This window comes from Mesorhizobium sp. P2_D5 (assembly GCF_056404355.1).
On record NZ_JBFUEE010000006.1, the window covers coordinates 98,745 to 115,031 of the forward strand.

The 16,287-nt window shown below is 63.7% G+C and carries 16 protein-coding genes; 7 read left to right on the forward strand and 9 right to left on the reverse strand.

All coding sequences use genetic code 11. The features are described 5' to 3' along the window. The first annotated feature begins 16 nt into the window (after positions 1-16). The 5 genes from AC1DYW_RS24350 to AC1DYW_RS24370 all read left to right on the forward strand — a co-directional run bounded on the left by AC1DYW_RS24350 (position 17) and on the right by AC1DYW_RS24370 (position 5,593). The gene (locus AC1DYW_RS24350) at positions 17-1,687 is read left to right on the forward strand and encodes a nitrite/sulfite reductase (protein WP_477227892.1); all 1,671 of its coding nucleotides are present in this window, start codon (positions 17-19) and stop codon (positions 1,685-1,687) included. Further along, complete coding sequence (locus AC1DYW_RS24355; protein WP_477227893.1) at positions 1,662-2,429, forward strand: phosphoadenylyl-sulfate reductase; 768 nt, start codon at positions 1,662-1,664, stop codon at positions 2,427-2,429. The genes AC1DYW_RS24350 and AC1DYW_RS24355 overlap by 26 nt, the downstream gene beginning before the upstream one ends. A 114-nt stretch (positions 2,430-2,543) precedes the next feature. After that, positions 2,544-3,077: a DUF934 domain-containing protein gene (locus AC1DYW_RS24360; protein ID WP_477227894.1), complete on the forward strand. Its 534-nt coding sequence runs from the start codon at positions 2,544-2,546 to the stop codon at positions 3,075-3,077. 96 nt (positions 3,078-3,173) lie between these two features. Next, positions 3,174-4,781, forward strand: coding sequence for a GMC family oxidoreductase (locus tag AC1DYW_RS24365; RefSeq protein ID WP_477227895.1), 1,608 nt, complete (start codon positions 3,174-3,176; stop codon positions 4,779-4,781). 191 nt (positions 4,782-4,972) lie between these two features. After that, positions 4,973-5,593, forward strand: a complete 621-nt coding sequence (locus tag AC1DYW_RS24370; RefSeq protein ID WP_457151042.1) for a DJ-1/PfpI family protein — start codon at positions 4,973-4,975, stop codon at positions 5,591-5,593. Positions 5,594-5,702: 109 nt separating this feature from the next. Here the strand turns inward: AC1DYW_RS24370 and AC1DYW_RS24375 are convergent, their stop codons facing one another. The 3 genes from AC1DYW_RS24375 to AC1DYW_RS24385 form a co-directional block, all read right to left on the reverse strand. After that, complete coding sequence (locus tag AC1DYW_RS24375; protein ID WP_457151041.1) at positions 5,703-6,722, reverse strand: fatty acid desaturase; 1,020 nt, start codon at positions 6,720-6,722, stop codon at positions 5,703-5,705. A 205-nt stretch (positions 6,723-6,927) separates the two neighbouring features. Next, positions 6,928-7,260: a hypothetical protein gene (locus AC1DYW_RS24380; RefSeq protein WP_477227896.1), complete on the reverse strand. Its 333-nt coding sequence runs from the start codon at positions 7,258-7,260 to the stop codon at positions 6,928-6,930. A 98-nt stretch (positions 7,261-7,358) separates the two neighbouring features. Next, the gene (locus tag AC1DYW_RS24385; protein WP_457151052.1) at positions 7,359-7,559 is read right to left on the reverse strand and encodes a hypothetical protein; all 201 of its coding nucleotides are present in this window, start codon (positions 7,557-7,559) and stop codon (positions 7,359-7,361) included. Between the two features lie 239 nt (positions 7,560-7,798). Here AC1DYW_RS24385 and grpE point away from each other — a divergent pair, with 239 nt between their 5' ends. Both grpE and AC1DYW_RS24395 read left to right on the forward strand, forming a co-directional pair. Further along, positions 7,799-8,431: a nucleotide exchange factor GrpE gene (gene grpE / locus AC1DYW_RS24390; RefSeq protein WP_457151039.1), complete on the forward strand. Its 633-nt coding sequence runs from the start codon at positions 7,799-7,801 to the stop codon at positions 8,429-8,431. 108 nt (positions 8,432-8,539) lie between these two features. Continuing rightward, positions 8,540-9,172, forward strand: a complete 633-nt coding sequence (locus tag AC1DYW_RS24395; protein WP_457151038.1) for a trimeric intracellular cation channel family protein — start codon at positions 8,540-8,542, stop codon at positions 9,170-9,172. A gap of 86 nt (positions 9,173-9,258) precedes the next feature. On the opposite strand, the gene olsB is transcribed toward AC1DYW_RS24395, so the two are convergent. The 6 genes from olsB to AC1DYW_RS24425 form a co-directional block, all read right to left on the reverse strand. Then, positions 9,259-10,134 carry a l-ornithine N(alpha)-acyltransferase gene (olsB, locus tag AC1DYW_RS24400; protein ID WP_457151051.1) on the reverse strand — a complete coding sequence of 292 codons (876 nt, stop codon included), beginning with the start codon at positions 10,132-10,134 and terminating at the stop codon, positions 9,259-9,261. A gap of 206 nt (positions 10,135-10,340) precedes the next feature. Then, positions 10,341-12,623, reverse strand: a complete 2,283-nt coding sequence (locus AC1DYW_RS24405) for an ATP-binding protein (protein WP_477227897.1) — start codon at positions 12,621-12,623, stop codon at positions 10,341-10,343. Positions 12,624-12,766: 143 nt separating this feature from the next. After that, positions 12,767-13,756: an acrylyl-CoA reductase (NADPH) gene (gene acuI / locus AC1DYW_RS24410; RefSeq protein ID WP_477227898.1), complete on the reverse strand. Its 990-nt coding sequence runs from the start codon at positions 13,754-13,756 to the stop codon at positions 12,767-12,769. Between the two features lie 57 nt (positions 13,757-13,813). Beyond that, positions 13,814-14,311 carry a signal peptidase II gene (gene lspA, locus AC1DYW_RS24415; protein WP_477227899.1) on the reverse strand — a complete coding sequence of 166 codons (498 nt, stop codon included), beginning with the start codon at positions 14,309-14,311 and terminating at the stop codon, positions 13,814-13,816. Between the two features lie 13 nt (positions 14,312-14,324). After that, the gene (locus tag AC1DYW_RS24420) at positions 14,325-15,182 is read right to left on the reverse strand and encodes a TrmH family RNA methyltransferase (RefSeq protein ID WP_095084721.1); all 858 of its coding nucleotides are present in this window, start codon (positions 15,180-15,182) and stop codon (positions 14,325-14,327) included. Position 15,183: 1 nt separating this feature from the next. Further along, positions 15,184-16,275 (reverse strand): RsmD family RNA methyltransferase, encoded by a 1,092-nt coding sequence (locus tag AC1DYW_RS24425; protein ID WP_477227900.1) that lies wholly within the window; start codon positions 16,273-16,275, stop codon positions 15,184-15,186. Positions 16,276-16,287: the final 12 nt, after the last annotated feature.

Here is a 16,287-nt window from a genome sequence, read left to right on the forward strand (position 1 = left end):
CCCTGAAAGACGAAGCATGTACCGTTACGATGAGTTCGACCACGATTTTGTCCAGGCCCGTGTCGCCGAGTTCCGCGACCAGGTCCAGCGTCGCCTTGCCGGCGAAATCACCGAGGACCAGTTCCGGCCGCTGAGGCTGATGAACGGCGTCTATCTTCAGCTGCACGCCTACATGCTGCGCATCGCGGTGCCCTATGGCACGCTGAACGGCAAGCAGTTGCGCATGCTTGGCCATATCGCCCGCAAATACGACAAGGGCTACGGCCATTTCACCACGCGCCAGAACATCCAGTTCAACTGGCCAGCGCTGTCTGACATCCCGGCGATCCTGGCGGATCTGGCAAGCGTCGAGATGCATGCCATCCAGACCAGCGGCAATTGCATCCGCAATGTCACCGCCGACCATTTCGCCGGTGCCGCCGCTGACGAGGTCGCCGATCCGCGCCCCTATGCGGAAATCCTGCGCCAGTGGTCGTCGGTGCATCCGGAATTTTCGTTCCTGCCGCGCAAGTTCAAGATCGCGGTGACAGGTGCCGAGCGCGACCGTGCCGCCATCCAGACCCATGACATAGGCCTGCACCTGAAGAAGAACGCCGCCGGCGAACTCGGCTTCGCCGTGTATATCGGCGGCGGCCAGGGCCGCACCCCGATGGTGGCCAGGAAGATCCGCGACTTCCTGCCGGAAGCCGACCTCCTGTCCTACTGCACGGCGATCCTGCGCGTTTACAACCTCTATGGCCGCCGTGACAACAAGTACAAGGCGCGCATCAAGATCCTCGTCCACGAGACCGGCGTCGAGGAAATCACCCGCCAGGTCGAGGCCGAGTGGCAGGAACTGAAGGACGCCGAGCTGAAATTGCCGGATGCCGATATCCGCGCCATCCAGGCCTATTTCGCGCCTCCGGCGCTCACCGACCGGCCGGACGGCGACGCAGCGGTTAAGCTGGCGCGCCTCGATTCGAAGAGCTTTTCCGATTGGCTCGACCAGAACGTGGTGACGCACCGCCATCCCGACTATGCGGCGGTGACCATTTCGCTGAAGGGCATCGGCGAGGTGCCGGGCGATGCCTCCGACAGCCAGATGGAAGCAGTCGCCGACATCGCCGAGAAATACGCCTTCGATGAGCTTCGTGTCAGCCATGAGCAGAACCTGATCCTGCCGCATGTGGCGCGCGCCGATCTCAAGGCGGTCCATGACGCACTGGTCGACATCGGGCTGGCGACGGCCAATTCCAACCTGATATCGGACATCATCGCTTGCCCGGGCCTCGACTATTGCGCGCTGGCGACGGCGCGCTCGATCCCGATCGCGCAGGAAATCTCGCGCCGCTTCGCCTCGCTGGAGCGGCAGCGCGAGATCGGCGAACTGAAGTTGAAGATCTCCGGCTGCATCAATGCCTGCGGCCATCACCATGTCGGCCATATTGGCATCCTCGGTGTCGAGAAGAAGGGCTCCGAGCTCTATCAGGTGACGCTGGGCGGCTCGGCCGACGAGAATACGTCGGTCGGCGAGATCATCGGCCGCGGCTTCAGCTCGGAAGAGATCACCGACGCCATCGAGCAGATCGTCGAGACCTATCTCGGCCTTCGGCTCAACCCACAAGAAAAATTCATCGACGCCTACCGCCGAGTCGGTCCCGCGCCGTTCAAGGAGGCGCTCTATGCTGACGAAGCCAAGGCCGCTTGACCAGATCGTCGACGTCGTCGATGACGGCATAGCTGCGAAAGCGGCGGGGCTCGATGCGCTTTATGGCCATCTGACCCCGCTCGAGATCATCGAACGCTCGGCCCACGAACTGTTCCACGACGAGATCGCCGCGGTGTCGTCATTCGGCGCGGATTCGGCAGTGCTGCTGCACATGATTTCCAAGATCGACCGGACGCTGCCGGTCATCTTCCTCGACACCGGCAAGCATTTCGAGGAGACGCTCAGCTATCGCGACGCGCTTGCCGCCGATTTCGGGCTGACCAACATCCGGGTAATCAAGCCCGAAGAAGCAGCGCTCGAACGGATCGACCCGACGGGCAATCTGCACCAGAGCAATACCGACGCCTGCTGCGACGTGCGCAAGGTCGAGCCACTGGCGCGTGGCGTTGCACCTTTCCGCGCCTGGTTCACCGGCCGCAAGCGCTTCCAGGCCTCGACCCGGGCAACGCTTCCGGTGTTCGAGGCGGTCGGCCCGCGCATCCGCATCAATCCGTTGGCGCACTGGACGACATCGGACCAGGCGGACTACATGCGCGCGCATGCGCTGCGCGAAAATCCGCTGGTCGCCTATGGCTATCTGTCGATCGGCTGCTTCCCCTGCACGCAGCCGGTGCAGCCCGGCGAGGACGCGCGCAGCGGCCGCTGGGCCGGTCATGCCAAGACCGAGTGCGGCATTCACCTGTCGGGACTGGAGAAGTCGCTGACCGACGCATCACTATAGGCTATGTTGATATTCAGCCGGACTGCAAAGGGCGGTTTCCTGCGCTTCCGGTGCTCGGCTTGGGCTGAGCCAAGTTTCAACCCCCTGGGAATCTTTGTGCTTTAGGAATTTTTGATGACCGAACCGACGACACCGGAGACACGCCTCTGGACCCCGACGGGTTTTCGCGAGGACGAGTGGGCTCATGCCGAGGGCCCGGACGCACTGTCCGGCAATGGCCGCTTCATCCTGCCGCTACAGGCGTTCCTTGCTCTCGATCCCGAGGTGCGCCGGTCCGCCAGGGAGCGGCTCGGTGTCGCGCTACAGCCTGGCGACCAGCTCGAGAAGATTGCCGATCTGCTCGACCGTTTGTCGCTGGTGGCGCTGGCCTTCCCGGCCTTCAGCGATGGCCGTTCCTTCTCCAAGGGCGAATTGCTGCGCAGCCGCTATCATTTCGAGGGTGCGGTGCGCGCAACGGGCCAGGTGCTGGTCGACCAGTTGCCGCATATGCTGCGGCTCGGCTTCGACGAATTCGAGATATCTAACCCCGTGCTGTTGAAACGGCTGGAAGAGGGCCGCGCCGGTGGGTTGGGGCTCTATTACCAGCCGGCCGCCGTGCCGGAGCCCAAGGGACCAAAATATTCTTGGCGGCGCGTTCGCGTCAGCTGACGCAGCGGTAATTCCGCGTGCCTTTACAACGCCTCTGATAGGGCCTTCTCTTGGCTATCCGGACGGAAACATCCGCCGGGTGTCCGGGAGGAGATCATGGATTTCGACTATGTCATTGCCGGTGGCGGGTCCGCCGGCTGCACGCTTGCCGCGCGGCTCTCCGAAGATCCATCGAAAAAGGTATGCCTGATCGAAGCCGGCGGCGAGGGCAAAAACGTGCTCATCCGCGCGCCGGCAGGTGTCATCGCGCTGTTGCCGGGGCGGCCGAAGATCAACAACTGGGCCTTCGAGACGGTGCCGCAGCAAGGCCTCGGCGGTCGCAAGGGGTACCAGCCGCGCGGCAAGGCGCTGGGTGGCTCGAGCGCCATCAATGCCATGCTCTACACACGCGGGCACCGCGGCGACTATGACGAATGGGCCAATCTCGGCTGCGACGGCTGGTCATGGGGCGAGGTGCTGCCATATTTCCGGCGTGCGGAAGGCAATCAGCGTGGCGCGGATGCCTTGCACGGTGGCGAGGGACCATTGCGGGTCGCCGAGCAGCAGGAGCCGCGTGCGCTCTCCAAGGCCTTTGTCGAGGCCTGTGGCGAAAACCAGATCCGGCGCAACGATGATTTCAACGGCGTCGAACAGGAAGGGGCCGGACTTTATCAGGTCACGCAATTCTGGGGCGAACGCCGCAATGGCGAGCGCTGTTCGGCAGCCGCCGCCTATCTACACCCGGCGATGAGCCGGCCAAACCTCACTGTTGTCACCGGAGCGCACGCCACGGGTATCGTCCTTGAAGGCAAGCGGGCCGCCGGCGTGCGTTATCGCGCCGGCAAGAATGAAGCGGTTGCGAACGCTAGGCGCGAGGTCATCGTCTGCGCCGGTGCCTTCGGCTCGCCGCAGCTCTTGATGCTGTCCGGGATCGGCCCGGCTGTCGAGCTTGCAGCCCACGGAATTCCGATCGTCCATGAACTGCCCGGCGTCGGCAAGAACCTGCAGGACCATCTTGATTTCATCATGGGCTGGAAATCGAAGAATACCGACATGATGGGCATTGGCCTGCGCGGTCTGCCTGGACTGCTGCGGCATCTGCGGCGCTGGCGCAGGGATGGCGGCGGCATGATCGCCACGCCCTACGCGGAGGGCGGCGCCTTCCTCAAATCCGACCCGGCGATCCACCGTCCCGACCTGCAACTGCATTTCTGCATCGCCATCGTCGATGATCATGGTCGCAAGCTGCATATGGGTTATGGCTTTTCCTGCCACGTCTGCGTGCTGCGGCCGCATTCGCGCGGCGAGGTCGGGCTGTCGGCGCGCGACCCGCTGGCGCCACCGCGAATCGATCCGCGTTTTCTGTCCGACAAACGCGACGCCGAACTGTTGCTCAGGGGTGTCAGAATGATGCGCGGCATATTGGAGGCGCCGGCGCTGGCCAAATACCGCGCCAAGGAAATCTACACCGCCGGCGTATCGAGTGATGCCGAGCTGATGACCCATATCCGAGCCCGCGCCGATACGATCTATCACCCGGCGGGCACCTGCAAGATGGGCATCGACGACATGGCGGTGGTCGATCCGCAGCTCCGCGTGCGCGGCATACGGGCCTTGCGGGTGGTCGACGCCTCGGTGATGCCGACGCTGATCGGCGGCAACACCAATGCACCGACCATCATGATCGCCGAAAAGGCGGCGGACATGATCAAGGCGGTGGCCTGAAGGAGTTCTGGTCGAACCAGTGTTGCTAATTTCGCCTGTTTTGAAGCGATCTATGGCGATGCCATCCCCGGCCGACGGGAACTGGTCTTACCAACGGGGGATTTGTGCTTTCCCTTTCGCCTTCCTGCCCTTAGGATAGGTCCATTATTTCATCATCCGAAATAAATGTGGCCACAAGGGAGGAACCGGGAATGGCTGGCAAGAAGATATTGATGCTCGTTGGCGAGTTCAGCGAGGAGTACGAGATTTTCGTCTTTGAACAGGCCATGCATGCCGTTGGCCATACGGTGCATGTCGTGTGCCCCGACAAGAAGGCCGGCGACATCCTGAAGACGTCGCTGCACGACTTCGAAGGCCACCAGACCTATACGGAAAAGCTCGGCCACGACTACATCCTCAACAAGACCTTCGCCGAGGTGAAGCCGGACGACTATGATGCCGTGTATGCGGCGGGCGGGCGCGGGCCGGAATACATCCGCATCGACAAGCGGGTGCAGGGGCTGGTGCGGCATTTCCATGAGGCCGGCAAGCCGATCTTCACCATCTGCCACGGCGTGCAGATCCTGATCGCCGTCGACGGCGTGGTGCGGGGCCGGGAAGTCGCAGCGCTTCACTATTGCGAGCCGGAGGTGACGCTGGCCGGCGGCATCTACATCGACGTCGCGCCGACCGGCGCCCATGTCGACGGCAATCTTGTTTCAGCCAAGGGCTGGCCGGGCCTGTCCAATTTCATCCGCGAATGCCTGAAGGTGCTGGGCACCGAGATCCGCCATGGCGAGATCCTGATGCGCGAAGAGCGTCAGGCGGCCTGACCCGCCGGGCAATTCCAGGAAAAGGGTGAAAGGTTTTCCGTCCGGAATTGCGTCAAGACAAATCCAGGATTTGCCAAATGCCGCCGCGCCGTATGGTGCGGCGGTCTCTTTATGCCGCCAGCGCCTCGCGGAACGACACCAGCTTGCGGCGGTTCTCGTCCCACAACGCCAGTTTGACGCAGCGCAGGCTGTCGAGCAGCGTGACGCGACCGATGCCGCGCAGTTCCGGATAATCCCGCAGCACTTCCTGCAACCGGTAGCCCGGCACCTTGGCGGAGAGGTGGTGGACGTGGTGGACGCCGATATTTCCGGTGAACCAGTTCAGCACCGGCGGCAGGTCGTAGTAGGACGATCCGTGCAAGGCGGCGTGTTGGAATTCCCAGTCCGCATCCTTTGCCCATTCCGTCTCCTCGAACTGGTGCTGGACGTAGAACAGCCAGATGCCCGCCGAACCGGCAAGGATGACGATCGGGAGATGGACAACCAGGAACGCGCCGGGGCCGACGAACCAGATGAGGATAGCCGCCGCAACCGCGATGCCAAGATTGGTGGTCATTGACGACACCCAAGGCGTCAGGCCGCCACGCATCATGCCGACAGGCAGCCTTTGCTCGAAGATGAACAGCCAGATCGGTCCCAGCCCGAACATCACCAGCGGGTGACGATAGAGACGGTAGGCGAGACGGCCCCGCCATGACAATTGCCGGTATTCGGCAACGGTCAACGTCCTGATGTCGCCCATGCCGCGCTCGTCAAGATTGCCAGCGCTGGCATGATGGGTCGCGTGGGCGCGCCGCCAGCAGTCGTAGGGCGTCAGCGTCAGGATGCCGAGCGCGCGGCCGATCCAGTCGTCGGCATAACGATTGGCGAAGAAGGAACCATGGCCGCAGTCGTGCTGGATCATGAAGATGCGCACCAGAAACCCGGCCGCCGGAAGAATGAGGACCAGACCCCACCAATGACCGTAGGAGTAGGCGGCCGAAGAGAGCGCCCAGAGCGTGACGAAGGGAATAAGGGTGATGGCGAGTTCGAGCGCGCTGCGGCGCCTATCCGGCTTCTTGTAGCGTGCCAGAATCTTCAGCCAGGCGCGCTTGCTGTTGGCAGCCGCCTCAGGGGAAATCATGTTCATCAGGAATCATAGGCGGGGTGTCCCGCCACCGCAAGACAGGGATCACGCAAAATTACTGTGCGTAATTGTCGCGTGGCACGGCGGTCGACCCGGTCAGTCCCAACTTGACCCAGTCGACGATTCACCCTGGAGCGCCGGGTTTTTCTGCTTTGGGGCGATCACTACTCCCGATCGAGGATGGGGCAGCCGCGCTCGGTTCCAAAAGTCACGCGCACGCGGTCGCCATACTGTCTGCCCGGACGGTGATCTCGCGGCGGCCGATGGACTCTATCCTTGCCCGGCGAATGCCCATCCGTTCCGCCTTGTCGAGAGCCCGGTCTTCCGTGCAGCCTCGTGAGTGGCGACGGTCGCGCCAGTCGTCGCTGCGGACATCGCAATCGTCGTAGTTGGGATCGCAATCTGGCAGGAGCTTCAGCCGCGGGCCATGTTTGCCCAATTCCAGCTGCAGGCTCTCTGCCTGTGACGGAAAGGCCACCAATGCAACGGCGCCAAGGCCGACAAGCGCCGACAGCAATGAGGTGGTCGAAACCTTGCGCACTACGTCCTCCATGTGAATCATAACGCATCCATCACTAGATGGTTCGGCTCTCTCAGGCTATTGCCGATGGAGGGTTGTTGCCAGATCGATCGTTGCGCTTACTGCCGGCGCCAGCCGGCGTCGCTGTCCTCCACCCCGTCGAGGCGATCGAGCAGCTCCCTGAGGCGGTCGGGAATGTCGGTCTCGGTGCGGAAGGCCGGCAAGGTACGCAGAAAGCGCGTCACCGCCTCGGCACCGAACTGGCGCCTGACCTCGGTGGCCAACCGTTCTCCCTTTTCGCCTTTGTTGCGGGTCATAATCTCAAAATCCTGTGTCAGCTTCGAAACTCCTCCAGCAGGGGAATGGTTCCCGCACCACGCCTTTGTGGCAAGCAAAGCCGTCATTTAAGGTAAAGCTTGAATTAAGATCGAAAGACCGTGCCGTTCGTTGCCCCGCCCTGGTCAAGGGCCTCTACCATCGCTTACCCCTTGATTTTTGGCCGCCAAACCTCGATATCGGGCTCAAAATCCATATCATTCGAGATTGACGGGAAACGGCGATGAGCGACCAGGCAAAAGACGAACGCGCGCCCGATGAAGTCGAGGCGACCGAGGCCAATGCCGAGCGCACGGAAGGCAGCATCGATGGCGACTATGAAGCCCTTGTGCGGCTGCTGAAGGAAAATGAGGATCTGAAGGACCGCGCGCTGCGCGTCGCGGCCGAGATGGAAAACCTGCGCCGCCGCACCGCGCGCGACGTGCACGACGCGCGCACTTACGCGGTGGCGAATTTCGCGCGCGACATGCTGTCGGTGTCGGACAATCTGCGCCGTGCGCTCGACGCCATCCCGGCTGAAGCCAAGGCATCCGGGGACGCCGGCTTCAAGGCGCTGATCGAAGGCGTCGACCTCACCGAGCGCGCCATGCTGTCGGCGCTGGAACGGCACGGGGTCAAGAAACTCACGCCTGAAGGCGAGAAGTTCGATCCCAATTTCCACCAGGCGATGTTTGAAGTGCCCAATCCGGATGTCCCTGCCAACACCGTGGTCCAGGTCGTCCAGCCGGGCTATTCGATCGGCGAGCGGGTGCTGCGCCCGGCCATGGTCGGCGTCGCCAAGGGCGGCCCGAAGTTTGCCGCGGAAGCCCCAGTCGAGCCTGGGCCTGTCAATGAGCAGGCCGAGAAGGATGCCTGACGAGAGCGAGTAGCGAATAGGGGGTAGCGAGTAGGAAATAGTTGATAGCGGCCAAGTGGCTTCGTGCTATTCCCTATTCGCTACTCCCTTCTTGCTATTCGCTCACTCATGAACCCCATCGCTCTTCTCGACTATGCCGGCGTCGCCGTCTTTGCCGCGACCGGGGCGCTTGCTGCTTCACGCAAGCAGCTCGACATTATCGGTTTCCTGTTCCTGGCCAGCGTCACCGGCATCGGCGGCGGCACGTTTCGCGACCTGATCCTCAACGTGCCGGTGTTCTGGGTGGGAAACCGGGACTACCTGCTGATCTGCGCGGTGGTGGCGGTGGTGGTGTTCTTCACCGCACACCGTGTCGAATCCCGTTACAAGCTGCTGCTCTGGCTCGACGCAATCGGCCTTGCCGCGTTTTCCGTGATGGGCGCGGCCAAGGGGCTCGCCATCACCGGCTCGCCGGCGGTGTCGGTGATCACCGGCATGCTTACCGCTACATTCGGCGGTATCCTGCGTGATCTTCTGGCCGGGGAGCCTTCGGTGCTGCTGAAGCCCGAAATCTATGTCACGGCCGCGCTCGTCGGCGCTGCCATCTTTACAGCAGGCGATGTGGCTGGCTTACCGCAGATTGTCTCAGGATGGGCCGGCTTCGCCGCGGCGTTCGCCGTGCGCGGCGGCGCGCTTCGCTTCGGCTGGGCGTTTCCGCCCTACAAGAGCCGGCCCGGCCGGCGACCGGAAGATATTCCGTGAAAAGAGGGAATAGCGAATAGGGAGTAGCGAATAGCGGTTGTTGCCGCGCAACTCCGGCCACGACGTCCTATTCGCTATTCGGCTGTTCACGCAGCGAAGCGCTGGGCTTCCCCGCCATAGTAGTTGACGTAGCGGGCGCCGATTTCCTTGACCGGCATCACGACGAACACGTCGACCGTTGAGAATTCGCGGTCGATGACGCAGCCATCGCCGATGCGGGCGCCGACGCGCAGATAGCCCTTGACCAGCGGCGGCATCGCCGCGATCGCCGCCTTGGCATTGACCGCCTCGATCGGCATCAGATCCATCGAACAGTAGCGCCCGGACACCGCGCGCACGTCCCAGGCCGAATTCGTCCGGCAGTGGTGGGCGAGATAGGTAAGCGCCTCGGCATGCGCCGCCGGCACAGTGCCGTGGAAGGACGCGCAACCGGTCATCACACCGATTTCGTAGTGGTTGATATAGGCCCAGATACCTTGCCACAGCGCCTCGATGGTGCGCTTCGAACGATATTCAGGCAAAACGCAGGAGCGGCCGAGCTCGAGAAAACGCTGACCGGGGTGACGGGCGATAAGCTTGGTCAGCTCGAATTCACCTTCGGAATAGAAGCCTCCAGCGGCGGCCGCGATTTCTTGCCGCAGCAGGCGATAGGTGCCGACGATGCGGCGATGTTCGGGGCCGGAAAGCGAAGTATCGAAGACGAGCAGATGGTCGCAGAGCGGATCGAACCGGTCGGCGTCACGGCGATCCGGCGCCTGGAACAAATCCTTCCTGGCGCCGAGTTCATCGTAGAACACCCGGTAGCGGACTTCCTGCGCGGCCGCGATCTCGGCCTCGTTGCGGGCGAGCCGCACTTCGAGATTACCGATACGGCCGAGTGCTGCGCCCTTTATGACGGAATCGACGTTACGTCCGGCAAGCAAGGCGCTGCTGGCGTTCGGCCGAGTGTCACATTCCGGCATAACTGTATGCACGAGGATTCTCCTTCGAGCCATCCCTCTTGGCACGGGGATACGGTGTAGGTGCAACAGGATTGTGACAGTACCGTGATACGACGTCGTGGGCAATACTTCGTCGGCTGGCGAATACGGTCAACCGGCTACGTTACGCCTGCGGGCGGGGTGGATGGGCTGTCGAAGTTCCTGACCTTCGGCTCGCGATCATGCCCCTAGGCCGCGACCTGTCCCTCGACGGCATTGACCAGAGCGTCAGGGTCGAGTGGCTTGGTAACGAAGCCGCTGGCGCCATGGGCAAGCACCGCATGGCGGGTCTTTTCCTGGCTATCAGCCGACAGCACCATGATCGGCACCGGCGGCACGGCGGTTTCCTCCTCGTAGCGGCGGATGGCGGCAATCGCGTCCAGCCCGTCCATGACCGGCATGTGAAGGTCCATCAGAACCACGTCGAAGCGATGGTTGTGCCCGGCGCCGGTGACAGCCTCGACGGCGGCCTTGCCGTTGCCAACCACCTTGACGCGATGCCCGGCCTTCAGCAGCGTGGCGCGGGCAAGCATGGCGTTGATGTCATTGTCCTCGGCGATCAGCACCGACAGGCCCCGTTGGCGATTGCCTGCGGCACGCAGCGCGGGCGCGTGACGGTTTTCCGGCTGCGGCGGGGCGAGGGCGGGAGCATTGCTGCTCAACAGCACACGCAGAAGCGTTCCGCCACGCACCGGCCTGGCAAGGAAGGTCGCGTAGCCGCTGGCGCGGAACTCGCCAAGCATGCCGCGGTCGGTCGGCGCGATCAGCGTGATGGCCTCGCAGTCGGCGAAACCGCTCTGGCGCAGGCGCTTGAGCAGCCTTCCATCGCTTGCTTCCATCGCCGCGTCGACCAGGAGCATATCGCAGCCGTCGGCGAAGGGCGCGGCCTGCGCGACGGTCGTGGCGACATCGACCGCGCCGCCATTGGCGCGGATCGTGCGGGCGATGGCATCGGCCTCGACGGCATTTTTCGACAGGATCACCGCGCGCTTGCCCGAGAGCGCGTTCTGCCAGCCCTGCGGCGCTTCGGTGGCCGATATTGCCGGGATTTCGAAGACAAACTCGGATCCCTGACCGAGCCGGCTCGATACTGAAATCGTGCCGCCCATGGCGGCCACCAAGCGTTTGGAGATGGCGAGGCCGAGGCCGGCCCCGCCATGCTTGCGCGTCGACGTGCCGTCGGCCTGCTCGAACTCTTCGAAAATGCGCTCCAGGTCGTCTTCGTGCAGACCTGGACCGGTGTCGGCGATGGTGAAGCAGATGCGGTCGGTGGTTTCGGTGCGCGCGCGTGCGATGCTCACCAATACACCGCCGGTGTCGGTGAACTTGATGGCATTGCCGATGAGGTTGAGCAGCACCTGCCTGACCTTGCCCGGATCGGCGGTGATCAATTGCGGCACGTCGGGTTCGACATGGCAGCCCAGCCCGATATCCTTGGTGAAGGCGCGGGCAGCCAGCAATTCGACGATGTTGTCGGCGATCTCGCGCACCGACATCGGCTGCGGCTCCGGGTCGAAGCGCCCCGCCTCGATCTTGGAGTAATCGAGCAGATCCTCGATCAGGGCGAGCAATGCGCTGGCCGAGGTCGAGACGGCGCCGACATAGGTCTGCTGTTCCGGCGACAGCCTGGTGTCGGCCAGCAACCTGGCCATGCCCATGATGCCGTTCATCGGCGTGCGAATTTCATGGCTGACCGTGGCGAGGAAGCGCGATTTGGCCTGGCTGGCGTATTCGGCCCGCTCGCGAGCGGTGATCAGCGAGGATTCGGCGCGTTTGCGGGCGGTGATGTCGCGCGCGATGGCGCGATGCGAAACGGCGCCGCTGTCCTTGTCGCGCACCGACAGTTCGATCCACGAAAACCAGCGCGGACCGCTCGGCGTGCGGATGGAGACATCGGTGGAACTCAGGCATTCATGATCGGAAAAGGCAGCATCGGGAACGATGCCGACATCGATGCCGAGTTCCGCCAGGGTCTTGCCGGCGAGGTCGCGTTGATCGCTTTGGACGAGGTCGGCGAAGATCTTGTTGGCATAGACGATGTAGCCATCGCGGTCGCGATGAATGACGAGGTCGCCAAGTGCGTCGATCAGGCCGCGAAAGCGCTCCTCGCTCTCCTGCATTTCCCACATGCGGTCGGCCAGCGTCTCGATCTCGGCGCGGCTGCGGGCGGTGGTCTCGTCGAGCAGGACCGCCGTGCGCTGTTCGCTCCGCCTGACGCGCAGATGCAGGGCAACGCCGGCTAGGCCGACTGCCAGCAATGCGACGCTGATAAAGATCGGTGCTCCGGTCAGATGCGCAAGGCCTGCCAACACGACGATGGCGGCGAAGGCCAGCAACGGAAGGCCTTCGCGCCCGGCGGGTTCGGGCTCGGGCACCAGCGGCGGCGCGGCGACGAAGCGCCGCGTCGACGTCGGCGCCGCATCGACGTCTTCGCCCGTGTCCACCTGTTGGCTGCCGGATTCCGCGATCATGCGAAACCCTTGCCAGATAGAGATTATGGAAAATTGCGGCGGATCGTTCGAATTTTAGCGGATGAGTGCTTTTCGCCCCGGCGGTGGTGGATTTGCCGGCACACGTGGCAATTCCGTCCGCCTTCTCAGGGCAGTCGAGCGGCTCACATATCCACGACGACGCGCCCGCGGATCTTGCCGTCGACGATGTCATGGGCGGCATCGATGATGCCGTCGAAACCGATGGTCGTCGCCAGGCTGGCAAGCTTCTGCAGATCGAGGTCGGTGCCGATGCGCCGCCATGCTTCGAGGCGGACTGCCTTCGGCGCCATCACCGAATCGATGCCCAGCAGCGAGACGCCGCGCAGGATGAAGGGGGCGACGCTCGCTGGCAGGTCCATGCCTCCGGCCAGGCCGCAGGCGGCGACCGCGCCGCCATAGGAGGTCATCGACAGGACGTTGGCCAGCGTGTGGCTGCCGACCGCGTCGACGCCGCCGGCCCAACGCTCCTTGGCCAGCGGCTTGGCCGGCTGGGCAAGCTCGTCACGCGATATCACTTCGGCGGCGCCAAGGTTGATCAAATAGGGACTTTCGGCGTTACGGCCGGTGGAAGCAACGACATGGTAGCCGAGGCTGGACAGGATCGAGACCGCGACCGAGCCGACGCCGCCTGCCGCCCCTGTCACCACCACCGGGCCGCGATCGGGCAGGATGCCGTGCCGTTCCAGCGCCATGACGCAGAGCATGGCGGTATAGCCGGCGGTGCCGACCGCCATCGCGTCATGCGGGCTCATCCCTTGCGGCAGCGGCACCAGCCAGTCGCCCTTGACGCGGGCGCGGCCGGCGTAGGCGCCGAAGTGGGTTTCGCCGACGCCCCAGCCGTTCAGGATGACCTTGTCGCCGGTGCGCCAGTCAGGATGGGAAGACGAGATGACGGTGCCGGCGAAATCGATGCCCGGCACCAGCGGCCAGCGGCGGATCACCGGCGCCTTGCCCGTGATTGCAAGGCCGTCCTTGTAGTTCACCGTCGTCGCCTCGACCGCGATGGTGACATCGCCTTCCATCAGGTCGGCCTCGGTGAGATCGGTCACGGCTACCGACTGATTTTTCTCGGCGTCACGCGAAACGAGGATGGCTTTGAAGGTTTCGGGCATCTCTTTCTCCGCGATCTTGTTTGGCGACATGGACTGTGCGGCGATGGCCGCACGGGGTCAATCTTTGGAAGACTTGGCATTCGAAGGTCTGGGCTCGCGCCGCCAGCCGAACAGTTCGTCGAAGACGACCAGGGCCGCGCCCACCGAGATGAAGGCATCGGCCAGGTTGAAGACGGCGAAGGACCAGACCGGCGTATGGAACAGGATATAATCGATGACATGGCCGTATATGGCGCGGTCGATCAGATTGCCGAGGGCGCCGCCGACGATCAGAGCAAAGCCGGTGCGGGCAAGGATCTGGGACGGCGCGATCCGCGTCGCCAGGAACAGCACGAAGGCAACGACCGCCAGCGAGATGACAATCAGCCCGCTGTCGCCGAAGGTCGAGAACATCGAGAAGGCGATGCCGGTGTTGTAGGTGCGAAACAGCGCCAGGAACGGCACGAGATCGAGCTTTTCCTGAAAGGGCAGGCCGGTCTCGACCAGGTGTTTTATCCACTGATCGAGCGCTATGGCCGCGACGACGAGCAGCGCGTAGGGGGACCATGATCTCACGGGCGGGCAACCTTCATTGCTGGTCCACGATTGGTTCGAGCTTCAGCGCGCCGCGCCGGATCTCGAACAGCATTATGCCGGTGGCAACGGCAAGATTGAGCGAATCGGCGCGGCCAGCCTGCGGAATTCTAAGCAGCCTGTCGCAACTCGCCGCCAGGCTTTCGGGCAGCCCCTGCTGCTCGTTGCCCATCATCAGCAATACCGGGCCGCGGGAAAAGTCGACCGAGCGGTAATCGACCGCGCCTTTCAGGTGGGTGCCGGCGACAAGGCCTGAAAATCCGCCTCGCCAGGCAAGGAAGGCCTCGGTCGTCGCCTTGGCCACCGGCACGGCAAAGATCGAACCCATGGTGGCGCGCACCGTTTCCACCGAAAAGGGATCGGTGGTGTCGCCGACCAGGATGACACCCTTGGCGCCGACAGCATCGACGGTGCGGATGACGGTGCCGAGATTGCCGGGATCGCGCACCCGGTCGAGCGCCACCCAGACATCGCCATTGTCGGCGCGGATATCCTTCAAGGCCAGGAATTTTTGCGAGAAGACCCCGACCACCATTTGCGGATTGTCGCGGCGGGTGATGGCGACGAGAACCTTTTCCGACACTTCGAGCACCGTGCCACCGGCGGCAACGGTGCGTGCAGCGACCTTCTCCACCGCGGCGTTGCCGCGCCCGGCCTTGGCGAAAACCAGTGTCCTGATCTGCCAGCCGAGATCGAGCGCATCGATGACCAGCTTCAGCCCCTCGGCCATGAAGGCATTCTGCTGGTCGCGGAATTTCTTCTGGGCGAGCGCCTTGATGTCCTTGACCAGCGGATTGGCGAGGCTGGTGACTTCCTTCACCAGCCCGGGTGCGCCTGCATGCCGCTCGTTCATTTCAGGCCACCCAACGCGAAAACAATGAGGTCGAAAGCGCCCGGCCGGCGGACTTTTCACGGATGATGAGCTCTCCCGATTCGACCGTGCCGCCCATGCCGGCAAAGGTGTCGCGCATCAAGGCATGGATGGCGAAGAAGGAGGCGCGGATCGAATAGGCGGTGAGCACCATGGCGAGTGGTTTCGGTGTCAGGATCGCGCGGCAAAGGTCGGTCAAGTCAGGCAGGTCCTCGAACAACTGCCAGACCTCGCCCTTCGGGCCGCGGCCATAGGCCGGCGGGTCGAACAGGATGATGTCGTAGCGGCTGCCGCGGCGCTCCTCGCGCTCGGCGAATTTCACCGCATCGTCGACGATCCAGCGGATCGGCTTGCTGCCGAGCCCGGCCATTTCCTGGTTTTCGCGGGCCCAGCCGATCGCCTTCTTCGAGGCATCGACATGGGTGACCTCGGCGCCGGCGCGGGCCGCCACCAGCGAGGCAAGACCGGTATAACCGAACAGGTTCAGCACCTTGACCGGCCGCTTGGCCGCAATGATCAGCCCGGCCATATGGTCCCAGTGCGAGGCCTGCTCCGGAAAGACGCCGACATGGCGAAACGAGGTGAAACGGCCGAGATAGTCGATGCCGTCATGCTTCATCGGCCAGGTTTCGCCGAGCGGCGTCTTCGGGAACCGCCAGCGGCCGATGCCTTCCTCGTCGGTATCGCCGGTAAAAATGGCGTCGGCTCGCTCCCAGTCCTTTGCCGGCAAGGCCTTTTGCCAGATTGCCTGGCCCTCGGGCCGCACGATGCGGTAGGGGCCGTATTGTTCGAGCTTCTGCCCGGCGCCGCTGTCGAGCAGCGCATAATCGGCATTCGGCGCCACTTCGAGGATCACGGGGAGGTGCTCGGTGGGCAGGGCGCCATCGCGCCGGGCAAGGATGCGCGGCACCGATTTCGGCTCGGAGCGGTCATCGGCCTTCGCCTCAAGCCGCTCGCGCGGCTGCGGTTCCGGTCTGGCGGGGGCGCGGCCGGCCTGCGGACGTGGCTGGTCCCCCGCACCCTTCGCGGATTGATGCGGACGGTTGTCGCGGCGTTTGTCGCGAAAAGACTTCAAGCGTGAGCAACT

Bases quoted from the DNA above. Each gene is read 5' to 3' on its own strand.
- AC1DYW_RS24350 (WP_477227892.1), top strand. From the start codon at position 17: ATGTACCGTTACGATGAGTTCGACCACGATTTTGTCCAGGCCCGTGTC.
- AC1DYW_RS24355 (WP_477227893.1), top strand. From the start codon at position 1,662: ATGCTGACGAAGCCAAGGCCGCTTGACCAGATCGTCGACGTCGTCGAT.
- AC1DYW_RS24360 (WP_477227894.1), top strand. From the start codon at position 2,544: ATGACCGAACCGACGACACCGGAGACACGCCTCTGGACCCCGACGGGT.
- AC1DYW_RS24365 (WP_477227895.1), top strand. From the start codon at position 3,174: ATGGATTTCGACTATGTCATTGCCGGTGGCGGGTCCGCCGGCTGCACG.
- AC1DYW_RS24370 (WP_457151042.1), top strand. From the start codon at position 4,973: ATGGCTGGCAAGAAGATATTGATGCTCGTTGGCGAGTTCAGCGAGGAG.
- AC1DYW_RS24375 (WP_457151041.1), bottom strand. From the start codon at position 6,722: ATGAACATGATTTCCCCTGAGGCGGCTGCCAACAGCAAGCGCGCCTGG.
- grpE (WP_457151039.1), top strand. From the start codon at position 7,799: ATGAGCGACCAGGCAAAAGACGAACGCGCGCCCGATGAAGTCGAGGCG.
- AC1DYW_RS24395 (WP_457151038.1), top strand. From the start codon at position 8,540: ATGAACCCCATCGCTCTTCTCGACTATGCCGGCGTCGCCGTCTTTGCC.
- olsB (WP_457151051.1), bottom strand. From the start codon at position 10,134: ATGCCGGAATGTGACACTCGGCCGAACGCCAGCAGCGCCTTGCTTGCC.
- AC1DYW_RS24405 (WP_477227897.1), bottom strand. From the start codon at position 12,623: ATGATCGCGGAATCCGGCAGCCAACAGGTGGACACGGGCGAAGACGTC.
- acuI (WP_477227898.1), bottom strand. From the start codon at position 13,756: ATGCCCGAAACCTTCAAAGCCATCCTCGTTTCGCGTGACGCCGAGAAA.
- AC1DYW_RS24420 (WP_095084721.1), bottom strand. From the start codon at position 15,182: ATGAACGAGCGGCATGCAGGCGCACCCGGGCTGGTGAAGGAAGTCACC.